General features: G+C 43.0%; 21 protein-coding genes and 1 pseudogene. 18 read left to right on the forward strand and 4 right to left on the reverse strand.

Annotated features, from left to right (window positions below; genetic code table 11):
* Positions 1 to 53: 53 nt before the first annotated feature.
* The 14 genes from AC58UU_RS03420 to AC58UU_RS03485 all read left to right on the forward strand — a co-directional run bounded on the left by AC58UU_RS03420 (position 54) and on the right by AC58UU_RS03485 (position 12,628).
* Positions 54 to 794, forward strand: coding sequence for a hypothetical protein (locus AC58UU_RS03420; protein ID WP_497312959.1), 741 nt, complete (start codon positions 54 to 56; stop codon positions 792 to 794).
* Between the two features lie 2 nt (positions 795 to 796).
* The gene (locus tag AC58UU_RS03425) at positions 797 to 1,174 is read left to right on the forward strand and encodes a GntR family transcriptional regulator (RefSeq protein ID WP_497312961.1); all 378 of its coding nucleotides are present in this window, start codon (positions 797 to 799) and stop codon (positions 1,172 to 1,174) included.
* Positions 1,167 to 1,865 carry an ABC transporter ATP-binding protein gene (locus tag AC58UU_RS03430; protein WP_497312963.1) on the forward strand — a complete coding sequence of 233 codons (699 nt, stop codon included), beginning with the start codon at positions 1,167 to 1,169 and terminating at the stop codon, positions 1,863 to 1,865. The genes AC58UU_RS03425 and AC58UU_RS03430 overlap by 8 nt, the downstream gene beginning before the upstream one ends.
* A 58-nt stretch (positions 1,866 to 1,923) precedes the next feature.
* Complete coding sequence (locus AC58UU_RS03435) at positions 1,924 to 2,832, forward strand: NAD(P)-dependent alcohol dehydrogenase (protein WP_497312965.1); 909 nt, start codon at positions 1,924 to 1,926, stop codon at positions 2,830 to 2,832.
* Between the two features lie 211 nt (positions 2,833 to 3,043).
* Entirely contained in the window at positions 3,044 to 3,283 is a 240-nt protein-coding gene (locus AC58UU_RS03440; protein ID WP_497312967.1) for a hypothetical protein, read from the forward strand.
* A 78-nt stretch (positions 3,284 to 3,361) separates the two neighbouring features.
* Positions 3,362 to 4,075 (forward strand): DUF4386 domain-containing protein, encoded by a 714-nt coding sequence (locus AC58UU_RS03445; protein WP_497312969.1) that lies wholly within the window; start codon positions 3,362 to 3,364, stop codon positions 4,073 to 4,075.
* A 122-nt stretch (positions 4,076 to 4,197) separates the two neighbouring features.
* The gene (locus tag AC58UU_RS03450) at positions 4,198 to 5,478 is read left to right on the forward strand and encodes an L-cysteine desulfidase family protein (RefSeq protein WP_497312971.1); all 1,281 of its coding nucleotides are present in this window, start codon (positions 4,198 to 4,200) and stop codon (positions 5,476 to 5,478) included.
* A gap of 278 nt (positions 5,479 to 5,756) precedes the next feature.
* Entirely contained in the window at positions 5,757 to 7,874 is a 2,118-nt protein-coding gene (locus AC58UU_RS03455; RefSeq protein WP_497312973.1) for a sensor histidine kinase, read from the forward strand.
* Positions 7,871 to 8,572 carry a response regulator transcription factor gene (locus tag AC58UU_RS03460; protein WP_497312975.1) on the forward strand — a complete coding sequence of 234 codons (702 nt, stop codon included), beginning with the start codon at positions 7,871 to 7,873 and terminating at the stop codon, positions 8,570 to 8,572. The genes AC58UU_RS03455 and AC58UU_RS03460 overlap by 4 nt, the downstream gene beginning before the upstream one ends.
* Positions 8,573 to 8,721: 149 nt before the next feature.
* Positions 8,722 to 9,195 (forward strand): SRPBCC family protein, encoded by a 474-nt coding sequence (locus AC58UU_RS03465; RefSeq protein ID WP_497312977.1) that lies wholly within the window; start codon positions 8,722 to 8,724, stop codon positions 9,193 to 9,195.
* 163 nt (positions 9,196 to 9,358) lie between these two features.
* Positions 9,359 to 10,039 carry a lysoplasmalogenase gene (locus AC58UU_RS03470; protein ID WP_497312979.1) on the forward strand — a complete coding sequence of 227 codons (681 nt, stop codon included), beginning with the start codon at positions 9,359 to 9,361 and terminating at the stop codon, positions 10,037 to 10,039.
* A complete protein-coding gene (locus tag AC58UU_RS03475) occupies positions 10,014 to 10,949 on the forward strand; it encodes a GNAT family N-acetyltransferase (protein WP_497312981.1) in 936 nt (311 codons plus the stop codon). The genes AC58UU_RS03470 and AC58UU_RS03475 overlap by 26 nt, the downstream gene beginning before the upstream one ends.
* Positions 10,950 to 11,228: 279 nt before the next feature.
* Positions 11,229 to 12,134, forward strand: a complete 906-nt coding sequence (sigJ, locus tag AC58UU_RS03480; protein ID WP_497312983.1) for an RNA polymerase sigma factor SigJ — start codon at positions 11,229 to 11,231, stop codon at positions 12,132 to 12,134.
* Positions 12,135 to 12,184: 50 nt separating this feature from the next.
* Complete coding sequence (locus AC58UU_RS03485) at positions 12,185 to 12,628, forward strand: carboxymuconolactone decarboxylase family protein (RefSeq protein ID WP_497312985.1); 444 nt, start codon at positions 12,185 to 12,187, stop codon at positions 12,626 to 12,628.
* Between the two features lie 134 nt (positions 12,629 to 12,762).
* On the opposite strand, the gene AC58UU_RS03490 is transcribed toward AC58UU_RS03485, so the two are convergent.
* Positions 12,763 to 13,431: a TetR/AcrR family transcriptional regulator gene (locus AC58UU_RS03490; RefSeq protein ID WP_497312987.1), complete on the reverse strand. Its 669-nt coding sequence runs from the start codon at positions 13,429 to 13,431 to the stop codon at positions 12,763 to 12,765.
* Positions 13,432 to 13,587: 156 nt separating this feature from the next.
* On the opposite strand from AC58UU_RS03490, the gene AC58UU_RS03495 reads away from it, so the two are divergent.
* The 4 genes from AC58UU_RS03495 (at position 13,588) to AC58UU_RS03510 (ending at position 17,686) form a co-directional block, all read left to right on the forward strand.
* Positions 13,588 to 14,991: an MFS transporter gene (locus AC58UU_RS03495; RefSeq protein WP_497312988.1), complete on the forward strand. Its 1,404-nt coding sequence runs from the start codon at positions 13,588 to 13,590 to the stop codon at positions 14,989 to 14,991.
* A 345-nt stretch (positions 14,992 to 15,336) separates the two neighbouring features.
* A complete protein-coding gene (gene hutP, locus AC58UU_RS03500) occupies positions 15,337 to 15,798 on the forward strand; it encodes a histidine utilization transcription antiterminator HutP (protein WP_497312990.1) in 462 nt (153 codons plus the stop codon).
* Between the two features lie 151 nt (positions 15,799 to 15,949).
* Positions 15,950 to 17,491 (forward strand): histidine ammonia-lyase, encoded by a 1,542-nt coding sequence (hutH, locus tag AC58UU_RS03505; RefSeq protein WP_497313157.1) that lies wholly within the window; start codon positions 15,950 to 15,952, stop codon positions 17,489 to 17,491.
* 9 nt (positions 17,492 to 17,500) lie between these two features.
* A complete protein-coding gene (locus AC58UU_RS03510; protein ID WP_497312992.1) occupies positions 17,501 to 17,686 on the forward strand; it encodes a hypothetical protein in 186 nt (61 codons plus the stop codon).
* 371 nt (positions 17,687 to 18,057) lie between these two features.
* On the opposite strand, the gene AC58UU_RS03515 is transcribed toward AC58UU_RS03510, so the two are convergent.
* The 3 genes and pseudogenes from AC58UU_RS03515 to AC58UU_RS03525 form a co-directional block, all read right to left on the reverse strand.
* Complete coding sequence (locus AC58UU_RS03515; RefSeq protein ID WP_464648304.1) at positions 18,058 to 18,255, reverse strand: PspC domain-containing protein; 198 nt, start codon at positions 18,253 to 18,255, stop codon at positions 18,058 to 18,060.
* 274 nt (positions 18,256 to 18,529) lie between these two features.
* Entirely contained in the window at positions 18,530 to 18,880 is a 351-nt protein-coding gene (locus AC58UU_RS03520) for an alpha-L-rhamnosidase C-terminal domain-containing protein (protein ID WP_497313159.1), read from the reverse strand.
* Positions 18,878 to 19,396: pseudogene (locus AC58UU_RS03525) on the reverse strand (alpha-L-rhamnosidase-related protein); the annotation flags it as partial. The pseudogene AC58UU_RS03525 and the gene AC58UU_RS03520, both read right to left, overlap by 3 nt.
* Positions 19,397 to 19,519 lie beyond the last annotated feature (123 nt).

Raw genomic sequence — 19,519 nt, forward strand, 5'->3', positions numbered from 1 at the left:
TGCATTAATACAGTAATTCAATTGTTTAGTTTCATTAAGAAGGAGAGATTTGGATGAGGGCATGGGTAGCTTTATTAAAAAAAGATTTTAAATTAACAAGAACCGTATTTTTCGTAGGACTTGTAATTAATTTATTGATTGTCTTGTTGACGTTATATATGGGGATGAAAGCAGATCATACCTTACTTATTTTCTTACCCTTAGTAGTTGCTATTGTTTTGCATATTTTATATGTACCGATAATGGTATTTATCAGTTTGAAAACAGAGGCAAATCAGCTGCATCTATGGCTGCATAATCCTGGGCCGGCTTCTACATTGTTAATTAGTAAGATAGTGAACGGGCTGATGATGCTTGTTATTTCACTACTGATGTTATATGTGATGTCTGGATTGCTGATCATACCCAAGTTCAACTTAATTGAAGCGTATTGGACGGATACTTGGATATCAGGATTATTCATATTTCTTCATATTATTGTGATTTCTATAATAATTGGCGTTTGGGTGTTATTTCTTTGGGCGCTATACCAATCCCTTAAATTTGCAATCGGGCGTTGGAGCTGGTTAGTCGTTATTGGGACAATTGTCTTACCTAGTTGGTTAACTACCCTATTCGAATCCACTAAACTGTATAGTTTAGTAACGAAATGGGGAAGTATTACCTATGATTTTCCTTCTTTTTCAATACAACCTATACAAACATATGCAGGAGAATATTTGTATACCTTCATTTTTATCATTGGATTATTCTTTCTGAGCGCATGGATCGTTGACAATAAAGTTGAGGTGTAAGAATGGAAGAATTTAATGCTTCAAAGCCAATTTATCTGCAATTAGCGGATCGAATCCATCGACAGATTGTAAGCAAAGAATTGAAAGCAGGTGAGAAGCTTCCTTCTGTCCGAGAAATGGGGATCAAATACAGTGTAAATCCAAACACAATTCAGCGTACTTACAGTGAGTTGGAGCGTGAGGGTATCCTGGAAACGAAAAGGGGTCAAGGTACATTTGTCACAGAACAAGAGGATCGCTTGGTTCAGCTACGTGAAAATTTAAAAAATGAGCAGATCCTATCGTTTGTCCAGGTCATGCAGGAAATGGGGTTCAGCTCTTTTGAAATCATATCAGGGTTACAGGACCACTTAAGCAAATTTGATAAAGGAGATGAGTAACTTGATTCAATTGACGAATGTTTCTAAAAAATATGTTAAACAGCCCGCACTCAATAACATTTCATTCACTTTGCCCATAGGTAAAATCGTTGGCATTGTGGGTGAGAATGGCAGCGGGAAGTCAACGCTATTGAGACTTATTTCCGGACTGTCGCTTCCTACGAGCGGGAGGGTAACCGTAAATGGAGAGACTGCCAATCGAAGAATCAGCAAAGTGGTTTCTTATTTATCGGAGCTTGGATCTTTTTATTCAATGTTCACTGTACGTGAAGCGATAGATTTTCAGGCTTCCCAATATAGGGACTTTAACATGGCTAAAGCGGAAGAAATCATGAAGTTTATGAAGCTGGAGCCACATATGAAAATCAAAGACCTCTCGAAAGGAAATCGTGCTCGCTTAAAAATCATGCTTACTTTGGCCAGAGAAGTGTCCTACATTCTAATGGATGAACCACTGTCCGGACTTGACCCCATGGTGCGAGAATCTATCGTTAAAGGAATGATTTCTTATGTAGACTTGGAATCTCAGACACTAATCATGACATGCCATGAGATTGCGGAAATTGAATCATTATTGGACTGCTTCATTGCGATTAAAAACGGATCATTACTTAGAATGGCTGATGTGGATGAATTACATGAATCAGAGGGTCATGGTATCACGGATTGGATGAAGAAGAATTATGTCTAAATTGGGAAATCTAGGTATTCTGCTTATTACCATTTGATAATCATTAGGAGGGACAAATATGAGAGCAATTGTATATACCAAATACGGATCGCCCGATGTTCTTCATCTAAAAGAGTTAGAAAAACCTACACCCAAGGACAATGAAATACTGGTGAAAAACTATGCGACAACGGTAACAGCAGGGGACTGGCGCATGCGAAAGGCTGATCCCTTCCTAGCAAGACTTTACAATGGGTTCTTAAGGCCAAAAAAAGTAACGATATTAGGGTTTGAGTTAGCCGGGGAAGTCGAGATGGTTGGCAAGAATGTTGAAAAATTTAAGAAAGGTGACCAAGTTTTTGCGTTCTGTGGTATTGGCTTTGGTGCATATGCCGAGTACAAATGTCTGCCTGAAGATGGCATGGTGGCTATAAAACCGGCCAATCTGACGTATGAGGAGGCCGCCGCTGTTCCCGTTGGAGGTATAACCGCGTTGAATTTTCTTAGGAAAGGAAAAATCGCGAGTGGAATGAAGGTTCTTGTTTATGGAGCTTCTGGAAGTGTAGGTACTTATGCGGTACAGCTTGCCAAATATTATGGGGCGGATGTAACAGGGGTATGCAGTACGACGAATCTCGCGTTGGTGCAATCTATAGGAGCCGATAAGGTAATTGATTATACGAAAGAGGATTTTACAGCGAGTGGAGAATGTTATGATTTAATCTTTGATGCCGTTGGGAAAAAAACATCGAAAATCACAAAATCAACATGTAAGAAAGCACTTCGCTCGAACGGAACCTATGTGAGTGTAGATATGTCATGGAAGCATCGTAATGAACATCTAGTCTTCATGAAGGAGCTTATTGAGGGAGGAAAGATTAATCCGGTCATCGATAGACACTATCCGTTAGAACAAATTCCCGAGGCTCATAGGTATGTCGAGAAAGGACACAAAAAGGGAAATGTAGTTATAACTGTGAGGACATGAATTCAAAAAAGGAGATAAATAAATGAATACTAACAGGAAAACAGCATTAATTGTGGAGGTCTCATTGTTTCGTCTTTATTTGCTAAGGGCGCTGTACCTTCTTATCGTCGTGGGGCTCGCTATCGTGGTATGGCCTGGAGTCATCCACCACGAAAATCCGTGGGAACTTAAGCAAGGAGTGGTCGCCTGCATGCTGGCCGCCTTTTCAGCTTTGTCAGTCCTGGGGCTGCGGTATCCGCTGCAGATGCTGCCTTTGCTTCTGTGGGAATTGGTGTGGAAGTCGATCTGGTTAATCGTCGTTGCGCTCCCACTGTGGTCCTCCGGTCAAATGGACGAGTCAACCTGGGCGACAGTCTCAGAATGCTTGGTGGCCGTGATTATTCCTTTCGTAATCCCTTGGCGCTTTGTGTTTGCGCACTACGTGAAGAATCGCGGAGATCGGTGGCGCTGAGGGAAGATAGACAGCGCAGCCCGCGGGGGAACGTGGTCATAGCTGCAAGGATATAAATTCAAAAAAGGAGATAAATAAATGAATGCTAATAAAAAGAGCGCATTGATTGTGGGAGTACTGTTTATACTTGCAGCGGTTACGGCGATAATAGGTCTTCTTTTATATGATCCTATACTAAATGGTCCGGATTACCTGAGGAAAGGTTCCGAACATGCCAACCAGGTGATACTGGGAGCGCTTATGGAGTTAATGCTTGTCGTTTCAGCGGTTGGTACTGCAACTACAATGTTTCCAATTTTAAGAAAATATAATGAAACTATTGCTCTTTGGCATCTTTGCTTCAGGTTTCTTGAAGCCATTATTATTACTATTGGTATAATCAGCGTACTGTCCCTGTTGACCCTAAGCCGGGAATTTGCAGCAGCAGCGGCTCCGGATACCGCCTCTTTTCAAGCTTCAGGTACATTATTAAAAGCCGTACATGACTGGACCTTTCTGCTTGGGCCTCTTTTCATGCTGGGCATCAACACGATGATGTACAGTTATATATTTTATAAATCCAAGCTCGTACCCAGGTTTATCTCCATCTTGGGTATGACAGGGGCAACACTTGTTTTTATTTGTGCCTTGTTAGTCATGTTCGGTGTCATTCAACAAGTTTCTTTTTGGGGGGCTATTTTGGCGCTGCCAGTAGCAGCTAATGAAATGATTTTAGCTGTATGGCTCATAGTTAAAGGATTCAATGAATCTGCACTCGCTTCCTTGTCTGCAAAAACGGAACGAGCGAGCTAAGAGCAACACACTTCATAACCGTTCTCAAAATTTACGAGTTGAACTAGGTGAAGCAACTATTGTATATTTTAATAATCAGTCGAAGGTCTTTTGGTGCCTTTCGGTGTTAAGGGAGGCTCATCATGAGGACAAATACATTCATAAACATACTGCAAAACGAACTCGTTGTCGCGCTGGGCTGCACGGAGCCGGTTGCGATTGCCTTAGCTGCGGCAAAGGCTAGGACTTATGTGGATGGCACTATCGATAAAATTACTGTTTATGCAAGCGCAGGTATAATCAAGAATGCACTTGCAGTTGGTATACCTGGAACAGGCCTGACAGGGATCGATTTTGTCGCTGCCTTAGGTGCAATTGCAGGTAATGCGGAGAAGCAGCTAGAAGTGCTTGCCGATATTAAGCCCGAAGATATTTCTGTGGCGCAGGATATGGTGGAACGAGGGATTTCTGTTGTCCATCTCGCCGATACGCCAAAGAAATTATATATTGAGGTTATTATTGAAGCTGATAAAAGTTATGCGAAGGTTGTTATTACGGATAATCATACGAATATCACTTTGATAGAAGTTGATGGAAAGATCGTTGATATGGGAGGCTGCGCCAACGCGAGTTTCAAGAGTTCCAAAGAAGATCGCAGCGAGCTAACGATTGATTCGATTGTGGAATTCGTGAACACGGTGGATCTTGCCGACCTCGGTTTGGTCAAGCAAAGTATCGAGCTTAACCGTAAAGCAGGATTAGACGGTTTGGAACATGCGTACGGTCTGGAAGTCGGTAAAACGATTAAAGAAAATGTGCAAAAAGGTATTTTGTCCGACGATTTAATTTCTCATGCGATGGCACTTGCAGCAGCTGGATCGGATGCTCGCATGGCAGGTTCCACCATGCCGGTGATGGCGAATTCGGGAAGCGGAAACCAAGGCATTGCAGCGACAAACCCTGTTGTAGCGGCTGCAGAAAAGCTTGGTGCCTCTGAGGAGCAACTCATTCGCGCTGTTACGCTAAGCCATTTGGTCACCATCCATATCAAATCCAAGTTTGGGCGATTATCCGCATTATGCGGGGTCACCGTATCCGGTACGGGTGCAAGCTGCGGCATTACCTATCTGCTTGGCGGAGGGAAAACGGAGATTAAAGCGGCGATCCAAAACATGCTCGGTAATGTATCCGGGATGATGTGCGATGGAGCAAAAGGCGGCTGCGCTATGAAAGTAGCGACCTGTACGAGTGCAGCGGTACAATCAGCGCTTCTCGCATCAAAAGGAATGACTATTTCCTCAACGAATGGATTTATCGAAAATGAAGCAGAGAAGACGATCGACAACTTTTGCCGTATAGGTAATGAGGCAACATCTGAGATTGATAAACTTATTCTCGAAATGATGTTGAATAAAGACATATAAAACTGTTGTTGAAAAAATGCAGGAAGGCTGCCGGTGCATCGGTGGTCTTTTTGTAGTTTGGCGGCATGATGAAAAATGGGGTGTGTTTAGTCATCCTTAAGATAAGTTATCTTACGCAGACTTATTCAGGTGCCGACGCATTAAGCATGTATGTATAGCAGCTCCTCAAAGGAAAAGAGAAATTCTTGAAGAATATACATAGTGACTATGTCAGTTCTTGTAGTTTTTTGTTAGTTTACCGAAATAATTTGTCAAGGTGGGGTGAGAAGAGAGGCCGTATGAGAAAAGTATTTTACAAGCCATATGTACTGTTTCTTGTCTTGTTATTTTGTGTACTGCTTCCTGGCGGTTCTGCTTTAGGTAAAGGCTCTCAGCCAGAGGCAGTGAAAGGTATTCTCGATTTGTCGGAGTGGAATTGGGAACACAGCGGGCTTGCCAAGCTGGATGGCGAGTGGGAGCTTTACTGGGGCCAGCTTTTGACGCCAGATGATTTTGGTCGCGGGTCGTACAGCAGCTCACCCTCCTATGCACAAGTGCCGAAGGAATGGAAAGGTTTGCGGATGGACGGTGAGTTGCTGTCGAACCAAGGATACGCAACATATCGCCTGCTGATTCGTACAAAGTCTGTCGACAACGGTAAAGATATGGGGCTCTATGTACCGAGTGCTGCGACGGCATATAAACTATGGATTGACGGAAGGCTGGCAGCTGTGAACGGTGTTGTCGGGACGAGCAAAGAGGAAATGGTTCCAGCCAACTTTCCGAAGCCTGTATTTTTCCATTTACAGGGTAGTCAGACGGAGCTTGTCATTCAAGTGTCCAATTTTGTGCAGCGTAAAGGCGGTTTGTGGGAAGCTTTTCGTTTAGGAGATTCGCAGGAGGTGATTTATGAGCGGGAGAAGGAGATGACTTCTCAACTGCTGATCGTCGGCAGCTTATTTACGATGGGGCTTTATCATATAGGCCTCTTCATGGCACGCAGAAAGGATAAGTCTCCGCTAGTTTTCGGATTATTTTCCTTTGCTATTGGGATTAGGACGATGGTCACCGGGCAGACGCTAGTTGCTTACCTGTTTCCGCACATTTCTTGGGAATTACAGGTTCACCTGGAGTATTTGTCGGCGAGTTTTAGCATGATCATGTTCGCCTTGTTCGTTTATTGCCGGTATCCCGCCGAGATGAACAAGAGATTGCGCAACCTGTTTGTTGGGGTGCTATTGGCATACAGCCTGTTCGTTCTTATAACACATGCGTCCGTTTATACCTACACGATGCTGCATTTTCAAATTGTTATTCTTATGTTGATAGGCTATGCTCTCTATGTTTTTGTGCGAGCTTTCATTCGCAGAAGAGAAGGGGCTCGGCTCAATATGGCAGCGGTGGTCGTGTTTTTAGTCTTTGCGCTGAACGATGTCCTTTCTGACAATCGGATTATTGCTACTGAACATTTGGTGCAGCTTGGCATGCTGTTTTACGTATTCATGGAATCGGTTAACTTGTCGCATCAATTTTCAAAGTCGTTTGCACGTGTCGAAACGTTGTCTGCGCAATTGAAAGAGTGGAACGAAATGCTGGAGGAAAAGGTGCAGGAAAGAACCGAGGCGCTGGAACAATCCAACGAGAGCATGCAAAGGGTCAATAAGGAATTGGTCATAATGGAGAAGTCACGTCGGCATATGTTAACCAATATTTCCCATGAACTGGGAACGCCGCTAACGCTCATTCAAGGATATGTGAAGGCGGTTTTGGACCGAGTAGATGAAGATAACCACGATCGGTATTTGCGGTTGACCTATGAAAAGACGTTGATCTTAGATCGCATTATCGGCGACTTGTTCGAGCTGTCGAAGTTAGAAACAGGCAAAATCCGCTTTGACTGTCAAGCGGTTTCCCCGGCAGCATATATTCGCTCGCTCTACGATAAATACGAGCTGTCTATCAAGCAAGATGGATACAGCTTTGAATTTATTAATCGTTCTGCTTCTGTTACAAATAGAGGAGCCCCCGTATGGATTGACGTGGTGCGAATGGAGCAAGTCGTTACAAACTTGTTGTTCAACGCGCGAAAATTTACGCCCTCAAGTGGAATCATTCATCTTATCGTCGAGCAGTCTGGCTCCAGGGAGAAGGGTGACTTGGGTGTAAGGGTCACTGTTCAGGATTCCGGAAGAGGAATTGACGAGGAAGATTTGCCGTTTGTTTTTGATCGCTTCTATAGAGGGAAGGAATCCAGCAAGAACAGTTCGACCGGAACGGGTCTCGGGCTAGCGATTTGCAAAGAGATTATTGCCCAACACGGCGGTACGATTGAGGTGGAAAGTAAGTTAGGCAGCGGTAGCGCGTTTACCTTTACACTTCCGGTCATGAACGATATGGAGGAGGAGCTAGGCGCATGACAAAGGCAGCGAAAATATTGATCGTCGATGATGAAGAGGAAATTCGGGGACTGATCGGCCTCTACTTGCGAAATCACGGATTTCAGGTGTTTATGGCGAAAGACGGGAGCCAGACACTTGCGCTACTAAAGCAGGAAAAACCTGATCTGATCGTGCTCGATATTGTGCTTCCTGATACGGATGGCGTAGAGCTTTGTAGACGGATTCGCGAACACTCGGATATACCGATTGTTTTTCTAAGCTGCAAGCGGGAGGCGGAAGATATTATCACTGGACTCGATACAGGCGGGGACGATTATATGACCAAACCGTTCGATCCGATGGTGCTCGTCTCTCGGGTTAAGGCGAATCTGAGGCGGGCGGCAGCCGGTCAAAAACGAGACAAGGAAGACATGCTTATCACGTGCGGCGAATTGCAGGCAAATTTGCAGAGCTTAGAGGTCCTGGTGAAGGGAGAGTTTATCGATTTGTTCGCCAAAGAGCGGCAGCTATTGCTTTTTCTACTACAAAATCAGAACCAAGTGTTTAGTGCGGTACAGCTGCACAAGCAGGTGTGGGGCTGGGACAGCTTCAGCGATGAGCGGACGGTAATGGTGCATATTAGCAATCTGCGCAAGAAGATTGAATCTGATTCGGCAGCGCACAAGTATATTCATACGGTTAGAGGCTTTGGGTATAAATTTTGCTTGGATGTATAAGTTTTAGTTTTAAGCAGAGCGATAATTCCTTACGAGGAATGTCGCTTTTTTTTGTTTTTTTAACAGTTTTTAAACTTGGGTTGATACAATCGTAACTTAAATATCTGTTTATCGTTGCGGAAAATGAATCGGTTTTGGGGAGGATCTGTATGGCTTCATATAAGTATAATTTTGAAACAAATTGGAAATTCGAGTCTGATATCCATCAAGTTTGGGGACTCATCGCCGGATTTAAGTATAGCGATTGGTGGCGTGGAGTAAGTTCTGAGAGTATATATCAAGGCTCTAGGCAAGATGGGATTGGCGATAAGTACAACTATGTTTTCCGTACAAAGCTTTCCTATCAGCTAGCTTTCGTGGCGGAAATAGTAAGGAAAGAAGAGCCGAAGTATTTAGAAATCAAAGCTACTGGGGAATTGGAAGGCAGAGGCGTTTGGAAACTAACACAAGAAGGTAACATTACGCATGTCCAATATGTCTGGCAGGTAAATGCAAATAAGAAATGGATGAACAGGCTAGCCCCGATCTTGAGACCGGCCTTCATATGGAATCATGATCAAGTTATGGATGAGGGGGCTAAAGGAGTTGCTGCTGCATTGGGAGTAAAGCTGCTTTCGAAATAAGTTTATGTTTCATGCCATAGATTTTAAACTTTGATTAATTAACTCATAGAGGTGACAGAAGTTGTTTACGACAAAAATAAAAGGTTGTCTTTTTTTGCTAATGCCGCCGCCGCATCAGCGGGCATATTGAACGGTTAAGTAACTGGGATCTGGAGGTTTTGCCATGTATAGAAAGCTATTAATAGTCGCTATTATTTTTTCAGGTCTAGGCTACCTTTTTGCATTATCAGGTGAAAATATGGCGATGCGTTGGATCTTAAAGCCAGGAACTATCATTCTTATGATCGTACTAGCGGCAACAATGCGAAATGCTGCTAAACCTTATAAAAACCTAATCATTGCAGGGTTATTCCTCTCCGCCATAGGCGATAGCTTCTTATTGTTATCAGGAAACCAATGGTTTATGTTTGGATTGGTCGCTTTTTTAATCGCACATCTTGCATATGTCGCTGCTTTTGTGACTCGTTGGCGTTTTTCTCCCTTCCAATTACTTGCTCTTATTCCGATTTTGGCATACTCCTTTTTGTTACTACGCGGACTCCAAGAAGGCATGCTTGCAGGCGGAAATGCTGGATTATGGATCCCGGTGTTGGTTTATGTCATCGTGATTTCTATCATGATTTGGAGCGCTGTTATTAGTAGGAGTTGGATTGCCATAGCAGGTGCAATTATATTCTTCATGTCTGATTCGCTGCTTGCTTGGAATATGTTTGTCACGTCGGTTTCATGGGCGGGTTACGGGGTGATGATCTCCTACTATCTTGCTCAATTTCTACTTGCTAAAAGCATTGAAGAATCAAACAGGAGTGTGATCTCATATGCAAATCATCATTCGCCCGTATGAACAATCCGATAAGGCGGATGTTTGTAATCTGCTCAATCAAACGAGCAATGTGCCGCTTGGCGAAGACATGTTTGAGATGCAGGAGGCAAGAGTACGAACGTATCCCTTTTATAAAAGGATTGTCTTGACAGTAAATAACGAAGTCGTTGGAATGGCTCAGCTCTTGCACGCCACAGGGATGACACCGCAAGGCTTCTTAAGTCAAACCATCATTGTCGACGCCGCGCATCGCGGACGGGGCTACGGGCAGATGCTGGACGAGGCTCTCACACTCTGGGTGCAGGAAGAACAGCCCATCGGCTTGCAGACTGCCGTTCGGGACAACAATCCCGAAGCCAGGGCTTGGGCGGAGCGTCGTGGCTTTACGTTCAAGTCGCACCAGTTCGAGTCCGTGCTGGATCTGACATCGTTTCCGGTAGAAACGATCGACGCAGGTATTCGGGCATCCGAAGCACACGGCATTGCATTCCGAACATTCGAGCATTTTTCACTTGAGGACGATATGGAGCGTTTGTATCAGGTAGTGAAGCAGCTCTCAGGCGACACGCCAGACTCTCAAGGCGCGCTTGATTTTCCATTTGAAACGTTCACCGCTATGGTTCGTCGGATGGACCAGCGCTGTATTTTTATTGCGATGGCAGGGGAAGCAATTGTGGGGATTACTTGTCTTGTTCCGCAAGGCAACGAATTGTACACGCTATTCACAGGAGTGGTCAAGGAATACCGAGGCAAAGGAATCGCTCATGCGCTAAAACTTCTATCCATCCGATTTGCTCAAGCAAACGGTGTGAAGCAGCTGCGAACCAATAATCACTCTACCAACGCTCCTATGCTAGCCGTAAACCGCAAGCTTGGTTACCTGTCCCAGCCGGGGAACTGGATTCTTAAGCGATCACAATGTGAAATTTGAGGTTGGTATACCAACGTTTTGAACTTATAAATTCTCAATAATTATGACGTCACACAAGGGTGTGCAATTGCAGAGAGAGGACAGACGAATGATTGCATTCGGCCTGTCCTTTCCTTATTATGTGCATGATTTCGAATATGGCCGGATGAAGAAGGGAAAGGATGCATGAACTGAGGACGATGGCTTGAATAATCGTTATAATAAGTAATAATAGCCTCCCAAAAGGCGACTGAATTACTTTTTGGAAGTAGGGGAATAATCACAGAAGATTGGAGATATATGGCACTTATGGACTTCGAAACGATTTATCATACGTATAAGCATCTACTTTTCTCAGTAGGTTACCGGATGCTAGGCTCTGTGTCTGACACGGAAGATATGATGCAGGATCTGTTTTCATCCCTACAAACGTTAGATACGGATAACATCAGCAACCTGAAATCTTATTTAGTCAAAATGATGACCAACCGCTGCCTGAATTACTTGGAATCGGCTCGCAAGCAAAGAGAAATTTACGTTGGTGCGTGGCTGCCTGAGCCGCTGATTATGGAGAACAATCTTGATCCCATGGGAAAGGTCGTTCAAGACGAAACCATTTCTTATGCTTTCCTGGTACTGCTGCAAGAGTTATCATCTGTGGAGAGAGCTGTATTCGTTCTAAGAGAAGTGCTTGGCTATGAGTACGGCGAGGTCGCAGAAATGCTAAATAAAACTGAAATAAATTGCCGTAAAATCTATAGTCGAGCAAAAGTGAAAGTTAACCAAGGAAAGGAGCGGAATTTGGAGGAAATCGGGGACTCAGAACCACTTGTAAAGAAATTTTTGCATGCTGTTCATACGGGGAACTTTAAAGATTTTGTCTCCTTGCTGACCGATGATGCCGTGCTGATTTCTGATGGCGGTGGAAAAAGACGAACAGCTCTCAAGACCATATTCGGCAAGCAACGTGTCCAGGCCCTCTTCGAAGGTATTGCAGCGAAAGGCTCGCTGCTGGGGCAATGGCTTCCAATACTCATCAACGGTCAAACCGGTCTTGTACTCGTAAAGGATCAAATCGCTGATATGGTTATATGTTTCGATATGGATGAGAATCAGTTGCAAGCAAATCAGGTTTTTCAGATTTTGAATCCAGATAAACTTCAACATATTTCTTTCGTGCTGGATTGTCACAAATCTCGGGACTAATTTGTCTTATAGAGGTAATACTAAAATAGTCGTATATGGAGGAGATTCACATGGAAGTTAGATTAACGCATAGCCAAGTAAATCCAGAAGCATTGCAAACGATGTTGAAGCTGGAAGGTTTTATTAAAACAAGCGGTTTAGATGCAAAGTTATATGAGTTCATCAAAATAAGAGCGTCACAAATCAACGGTTGCGCTTATTGTATTGACATGCATACAAGGGATCTGCGGAATATGGGTGAAACCGAGCAAAGGATTAATTTACTCACAGCATGGCGTGAAGCCCCCTTTTATTCCGACAAAGAAAGAGCATTGTTAGAGTTGACGGAAACTGTGACCCGAATCTCGGAGAATGGTGTACCACAAGCCGTTTATGAGAAAGTAAGGGAGCATTTTGACGAAAAGGAATATGTGACTCTTATCATGGCGATCAATACAATTAATGCTTGGAACCGCATTGCCATTTCTACCGGCATGTTCCCTGTTGCCAGGTGACAAGAAAATAGTCCGATTCAAAACCGCCTAAATGGCGGTTTTTCTTTTTTTATCGGATCATATTTCCGCTTTTACCCTTACTTTTTGCGAAGGATGAACTTTCAACCTTACAACGTCCGGTTAAACTTTCAACCTTACAACGTCCGGTTAAACTTTTCAACAAGATGATCAATGATTGGTTTTATGTTTGAATCGTCGACGATTGAAATTTTTTCAGCTTTGAATAACTGTATTTTTTTGAACTGATAATAATCATTGAGAGCTTGTTGAATCGACATTTGGTTATAAAGTAAATACTTAACATCAATAATCTCTCGGAGCAAAACATCGTCTTGAAGCAAAATGAATTTCTCATTTATTGGATTGAAAATGCCTTTGTTTTTTCCATCCTGGTAAAATTCGGAGGTCATCTTTTCACGCTTATTCAAAGCACTTTTCAGAACATCGTATAAATCTGGATACATCGCTTGAATATCCTTTAAAAATACGTCAGTAATCTTACCGACGAGCGATACCGACTGTTCAAACAATTTTTGAAACCAGATGCCGAACCATTTTTCGTCATCTTCCGTAGATCGATCTTCCAACTTTTCCAAGTAGTCAATAATAATTTGTACAATCCCCTCGATGACTTCTTCTTTTGAAGAAAAGTGTTTGTACATGGTGGCTCTGCTTACGGCCATATATTTGGCAATGTCGTCCATCCGCAAATGTTGAAAACCTTCCGTCATGACGGAAGAGATTAATTTTTTAAGTAATTTATGTTTAGTGTTATCTTGTTCATTCTCAAAAATAATTTTCATAATAAACCCTCCTACAAACTCTCCTTCTTATTATACATAATTAACAAGTTAAATTACATTAAATACAAAATAGACAAAAAACACACAAAGTGTTTACTTCGAAAAAGTTGTGTGCTATAGTTCAAATCAAGCATTTGAGAAGGAGAGGCGAACAGCATGCATCAGTCCAAACAAATGATTTTAATCATTATCATTGCATGTCAACTTATGGTAGTACTCGATTCATCCATCATGGTAACGGCGCTGCCTGAAATCGGTCGTACACTTCATATATCGACAACCAATTTGACATGGTTACAGAACGCATATATTTTGGCTTTTGGGGGGTTCTTACTGCTAGGTGCCCGAGCGGGGGATATCTTGGGGAGAAGGCGAATGTTTAGTGCTGGTATTGCATTATTTACACTTGCCTCTATATTGGTTGGTTTAGCAGAATCAGCAGAATTTCTGATCATTACTCGCGCCTTACAAGGCCTTGCGGCAGCCATAGCAACACCGTCTACGCTCGCATTATTGTCGGTGACCTTTGTAGAAGCCAAAGAACGAACGAAAGCAATCGCGATATACAGTGCTGTATCAGGAGCAGGCGGCAGTATTGGTCTCATCCTTGGCGGAGTACTGACGGATTTAATTTCTTGGCGCGTAGGGATGTTTATCAACGTACCCATTGGTATTGCCCTGCTCTTAATGGTGCCGCGATATTTAAAGGAGACGGAGAAAAACACGGGGCGCTTTGATGTAATGGGGGCATTGACTTCTGTTATCGGAATTACTGCGCTGGTATTTGGTTTTGTACAGGCGGCAGCTAATGGATGGGGTAATATGGTGACATTGATTTCACTTATAGTTGGTGCTGTATTGTTAGTGACATTCGTGTTTATTGAAGCTCGTGCGAAGCAACCCATTACACCGCTCCGTTTGTTTTCAAGCCGTCAGCGGTCAGGAGCATATCTCGGAAGGTTCTTGTTTTTGTGTGGCAATTTTTCGTTATTTTTCTTTATCCCGCAATTCTTGCAAAATGTTCTTGGATTTAGCTCTTTTGAATCTGGGCTTGCATTTCTGCCTTTTACGGTTGTGCAGTTCGGGATGATGTATCTCATGCCATGGTTGGTATCCCGCTTTGGAAATTTAAAGGTTCTCATCACCGGTTTGATCATTGCAATTATAGGTACGAGTTGGTTGAGCCAAATCTCAGTAGATTCTCAATTCTTTCCGCAAATCTTCGTTCCGTTGATCATCATGGGAATGGGCGCAGGGATGATATTTCAACCGTTGACGTCATTTGGTCTGTCTGGTGTAGATTCACGTGATTCGGGTGCCGCGTCTGGTCTAATCAATGTCGCACAACAAACGGGCTGTTCGATGGGTTTGGCTATTCTTATTACAGTCTTTGAGGCAGTGAACCGATCAGCGTCACCATTAAAACAACAATTTGCTCATGCTATTTCTGTAGCAATTATGGGTTCAGCGGTATTTATAACAGCGGCTCTAGTTATTGTGCTCCTCTGGTTTCTCCCAGTACGTAGAACTGTTAAAGAACCAGCTCGTAGTGCTGCTTGATATAGAGTATTACAAAAAAAGAAGACTTTCCGTTCATTGACAACCACCAATCACCATGTTATATTTCATTATACAGTTCAGTCGTTTAGAAATTAGTTATTTAGAAGATCGGGGCTAAAGTAATTGGGATACGCTAAGTATCTGCTTACTTTTAACGCGATCTTTTTTTGTTTTTTATTGAAATAAAAGCTACAGACAATCAAAGATCAGGTTTGTCATCAAGGCTTAATTATTGCATGTATGCGCTATATAAAATTAAAACAGATGGATTACATTAAAGCTAATGTAACTCAGTGATGCATTGGATTCAAAAAGTATGAAATAAGATTTTTAGGAGGCGATCCAATGTCGAGTCCAGAAAAGACACCATTTCCGATCGGTAAATTGTCTATGTTATTAGCAGTTTTGAGAGATCATTCATGGAATGAAGATGTTGAAAATGAGTTGAAAGAAAAAGGCTATCGATACGTTGTAGGCAAAGTTGGAGCGATGGACTTAAACAAAGTTATCGCAGCCATAGAAACGACGGCTAAAAACAATCATATTATTAATAAAGATATTTATCACGAAGTGCACGCTTTATACCACGCTATCATTGAAGCTCTTCAGGGAGTTGGCAGAGGTATGGTACAGTTCGGTGATATATTACGGACTGTAGGGCTGACATTCTCCATTGTTCGCGGTAAGTTAGGAGAATCTTCTGAGCAGAGCGGTGAGTGGATCGCTGTATCTATTTACGGAACCATTGGTGCTCCCAAAAAGGGTTTTGAGCATGAAGCCTTTGGCTATGGATTTAATCATATTTAGATATTTAGTGACTAATGACTATTCTTTGCACATGGAACAATGTTAGTGAATTTAATAATAAACCAGGCTATTAGTAATTTTAGTGATTTAGGAGCCGATACCTTATTTGGTATTGGCTCCTTTTTATATTTTCATACAAGGAGAGATTATGATGCAGACATTAAAGACAGAAATCGTAGTAGGTAGTGGAATAACACTAACATTAAAAGATGTAATTGAAGTCTCTCGAAACAAGGCTAAGGTAGCTTTGAATCATACGAGTGTGGAAAAAATGAATCGCAGCAGAAGTTATGTGGAAAAGCTCCTTCGAGAGAAAAAAACAGTTTATGGACTTACCACCGGATTTGGTAAATTCAGTGATACTTATATTTCTAGTGAAGATACACAAGAGCTCCAGGCAAATCTCATTCGCAGTCATGCTTGCGGAATAGGGCTAGCATTGCCAGTAGAAGTCGTTAGGGCGATTATGCTGCTTCGAATTAAATCGCTATCGTTAGGTTACTCGGGCATCCGGCTTGAGGTTGTCCAAACGATGATCGAGATGCTGAATAAAGATGTCGTTCCGGTCGTGCCAGAGAAAGGTTCGCTCGGTGCCAGTGGCGATTTGGCTCCTTTGTCGCATGTAGCTTTAGTCATATTTGGAGAAGGTGAGGCGGTTTACGAAGGTCGGCGCCTAGATGGCGGAGTGGCAATGAAATTGGCGGGCATTCAACCGATATCTTTAGAAGCTAAGGAAGGACTTGCGCTAATTAATGGAACCCAAGTCATGACCGCGGTCGGGGCAATTGCCTGTTATGACGCTTTGAATTTGGCGAAATGGGCAGATGCGACGGGAGCTCTGAGTTGCGAGGCATTATTAGGTATTAGGGACGCTTTCGATGCACAAACGCATGAAATTAGACCGCACAAAGGCCAACTGCAGGTTGCCGAAAATATAAAGAGACTGACGATGGGAAGCCAATTGATGACAAATCAAGGGGAAATAAGGGTTCAAGATGCGTATTCTCTTCGCTGTATCCCGCAGGTGCATGGAGCGAGTCGTGATGCACTTTCGTATGTATTGGAAAAAATCGAGGTGGAGATGAATTCAGTCACTGATAATCCACTCATATTCGAGGAGCAAGAGAGGGTAATCTCTGGCGGCAATTTTCATGGGCAACCGATCGCATTGGCCATGGACTTTTTATCCATCTGTATGTCAGAATTGGCCAACATATCCGAGAGAAGGATCGAGCGCTTAGTAAATCCGCATTTAAATGGTGATCTACCGCCCTTTTTGACGAAGCATGGAGGTCTTCAATCCGGGTTTATGATTGCCCAATATGCTGCCGCTTCGGTGGTGTCCGAAAATAAATCTCTAGCTCATCCAGCTAGTGTCGATTCAATTCCATCTTCAGGTAATCAAGAGGATCACGTGAGCATGGGAACGATCGGTGCTCGAAAAGCGAAGCAAATTGTAGAAAATGCTTACTCAGTTATCGCTATTGAGCTTTTATGTGCTTCTCAAGCTATCGATTATCGTGATCCCGAGCTTCTGGGCAAAGGGACAAAGTGGATTTATGCCAAGTGCCGCGAACAGGTACCGTTTTTGGAAAAAGATAGAGTGCTGTCTTATGACATCAAAAAAATAACTTCCATGTTACAAGAGACAGATATAGCGGCTGAATTGGCACCAATTACAAGTATTCATTAATTTTGCTGGGTGCCCGCAAGTGTTGGCTCCTTGGTGCACCGTTTCGATAAGACATATATGATCAGGAACCCAATCACTCTTGCGGAAAAACCACGCATCTACACCATCACGTACACGGCTACCGATAAAGTGGGCAACAAAACATTTATAACTGCAACCATCACGGTGCCTCATGATCAATCTGGAAATAACTAATAAGCACCAAGTTAAAGGGGCTGTCTCAAAAGGTGTTTATGGAGTAATGGCAGGCACTTTGACCGTTACTGTAACGTGCTATGGTTTGGTAACTAGAACTTACCGAGGGAACGTAGAGGCGTTATTTGGTTGAAAAACTCCCGAAATGATGAGGAAGAGGAACAAGGAGGCGTTATTTCACGGTTTTTTGTCTCCGAATCGCCCCTTTTGATCAAATAGCGCTCTCACGTTCCTCCTATACGATTTTATTCGCATATTTCTCGAAATAGCGGCCCTACGTTCCTCTAAATAGAGTTCGGGGTGACTTTCTATTATAGTCGAAACAAAAGGGCTGTCCCAGTTCATAATGAACTTTTGGGACAGCCTCTTTTTTATATGTGGCTATATGGCATTTTCGGAACAAGGATAGAGCCGATGAAGTACAGCAGTATGACGGTTCCAAAGCTGCATAGAGCAGTAAAAGCAACGATTAGGCGAATGATGGTTGGATTAACTCCGAGCCATTCAGCGATTCCTCCGCAAAGGCCGGTTAATTTACTGTCTGTAGTGGATCTGAATAATTTGTTCATTGTATAAGTCTCCTCTCAAATGTAAGCATATTGTATGTCTGCTTCGTTCTTATGTCTTTATTGTAGCTTCTTCGAACATCTAAGAAAACGGACCGTCGACGGTTATGGAAGCTGTACTAAAGTCGGGGAAGGTCCACTACTTAAGGGGAGTTTAGGCCGGGCAAGTATAACCTTACCACCTCATTTTTTTGTTGATCCCTCATTGATTAATCAGCGTATATTTTTATAGGGGTAGGATACGATATCAGAAGTATATTCCCCGTGGAGCTTGCCTTTAATAAGTAAAACTATACGTCCCTGACCCTAATGTCAGTGATACTCCAGTTTCCGTTTGCCTGATTTCACTAATTCCAGTAGTTTGATCTAGCGCTGCACCATTCTCGCGGAGATGAGTTTCTTTAGCATTCGGAAGAAGGACAGATGCAGTCGTGTTCGGTGGAATACTTATCCTAATTTCCATTATATGCTCACTCGACTGCCGCCACTCTGCATGAATCCATCCATACATAGATTCCAGTTTCGCTTCTACCCAAGTTAAGCCTGCACCTGGCTGCGGTTTGATTTGAATATGCTTATACCCCGGTGCTTCTTCATCGACATCAATACCGGCAACGCAGTGGTACAACCAATCACCAATCGCGCCGTAGGCATAGTGATTAAACGAATTCATATCCTTACTCCAGAAGCTGCCATCTTCCTTGATGCCATCCCAATGCTCCCAAATGGTGGTGGCCCCTTTTGTAACTTGGTAAAGCCAAGATGGATAATCTTGTTGAAACAATAGCTGATATGCCGCTTCGGTATGGCCGATTTGGCTTAATACTAGATTCAAGTAGGGAGTTCCGACGAAGCCGGTGGTCAAATGGAACTTACTTTCTTCCAAGAGCTCTATAAGCTTTTTGGCCGCACGTTCCTTAGCGGTTCCATCCAGAAGATCGAACATGAGCGCCAATACGTTGGCAGTCTGTGTAGGGACAGATAACTTTCCAGAGGGGGTGACAAACTCGTGTTGAAAAGCATGACGTATTTGAGCATATAAGCGCGTATATAATTCCCAATCGTCTTCCTTCGATAACACTTTTGCTGTTTTCGCGAGTAATGAAACGGAATAGGCATAGAAAGCCGTTGCGATAAAGTCTCGATCAGTGGCTCCAAATCCCTACTTCCACTGGATTAATCCAATGGAAGCAGCATGCATTCATGCTGAGGAGATTTTGGTCAGAGAAGCTTCAGAAAGAATTTACACAACTGTAATACGATAAAG

It is taken from the genome of Paenibacillus sp. JT22N1 (genome assembly GCF_059692155.1).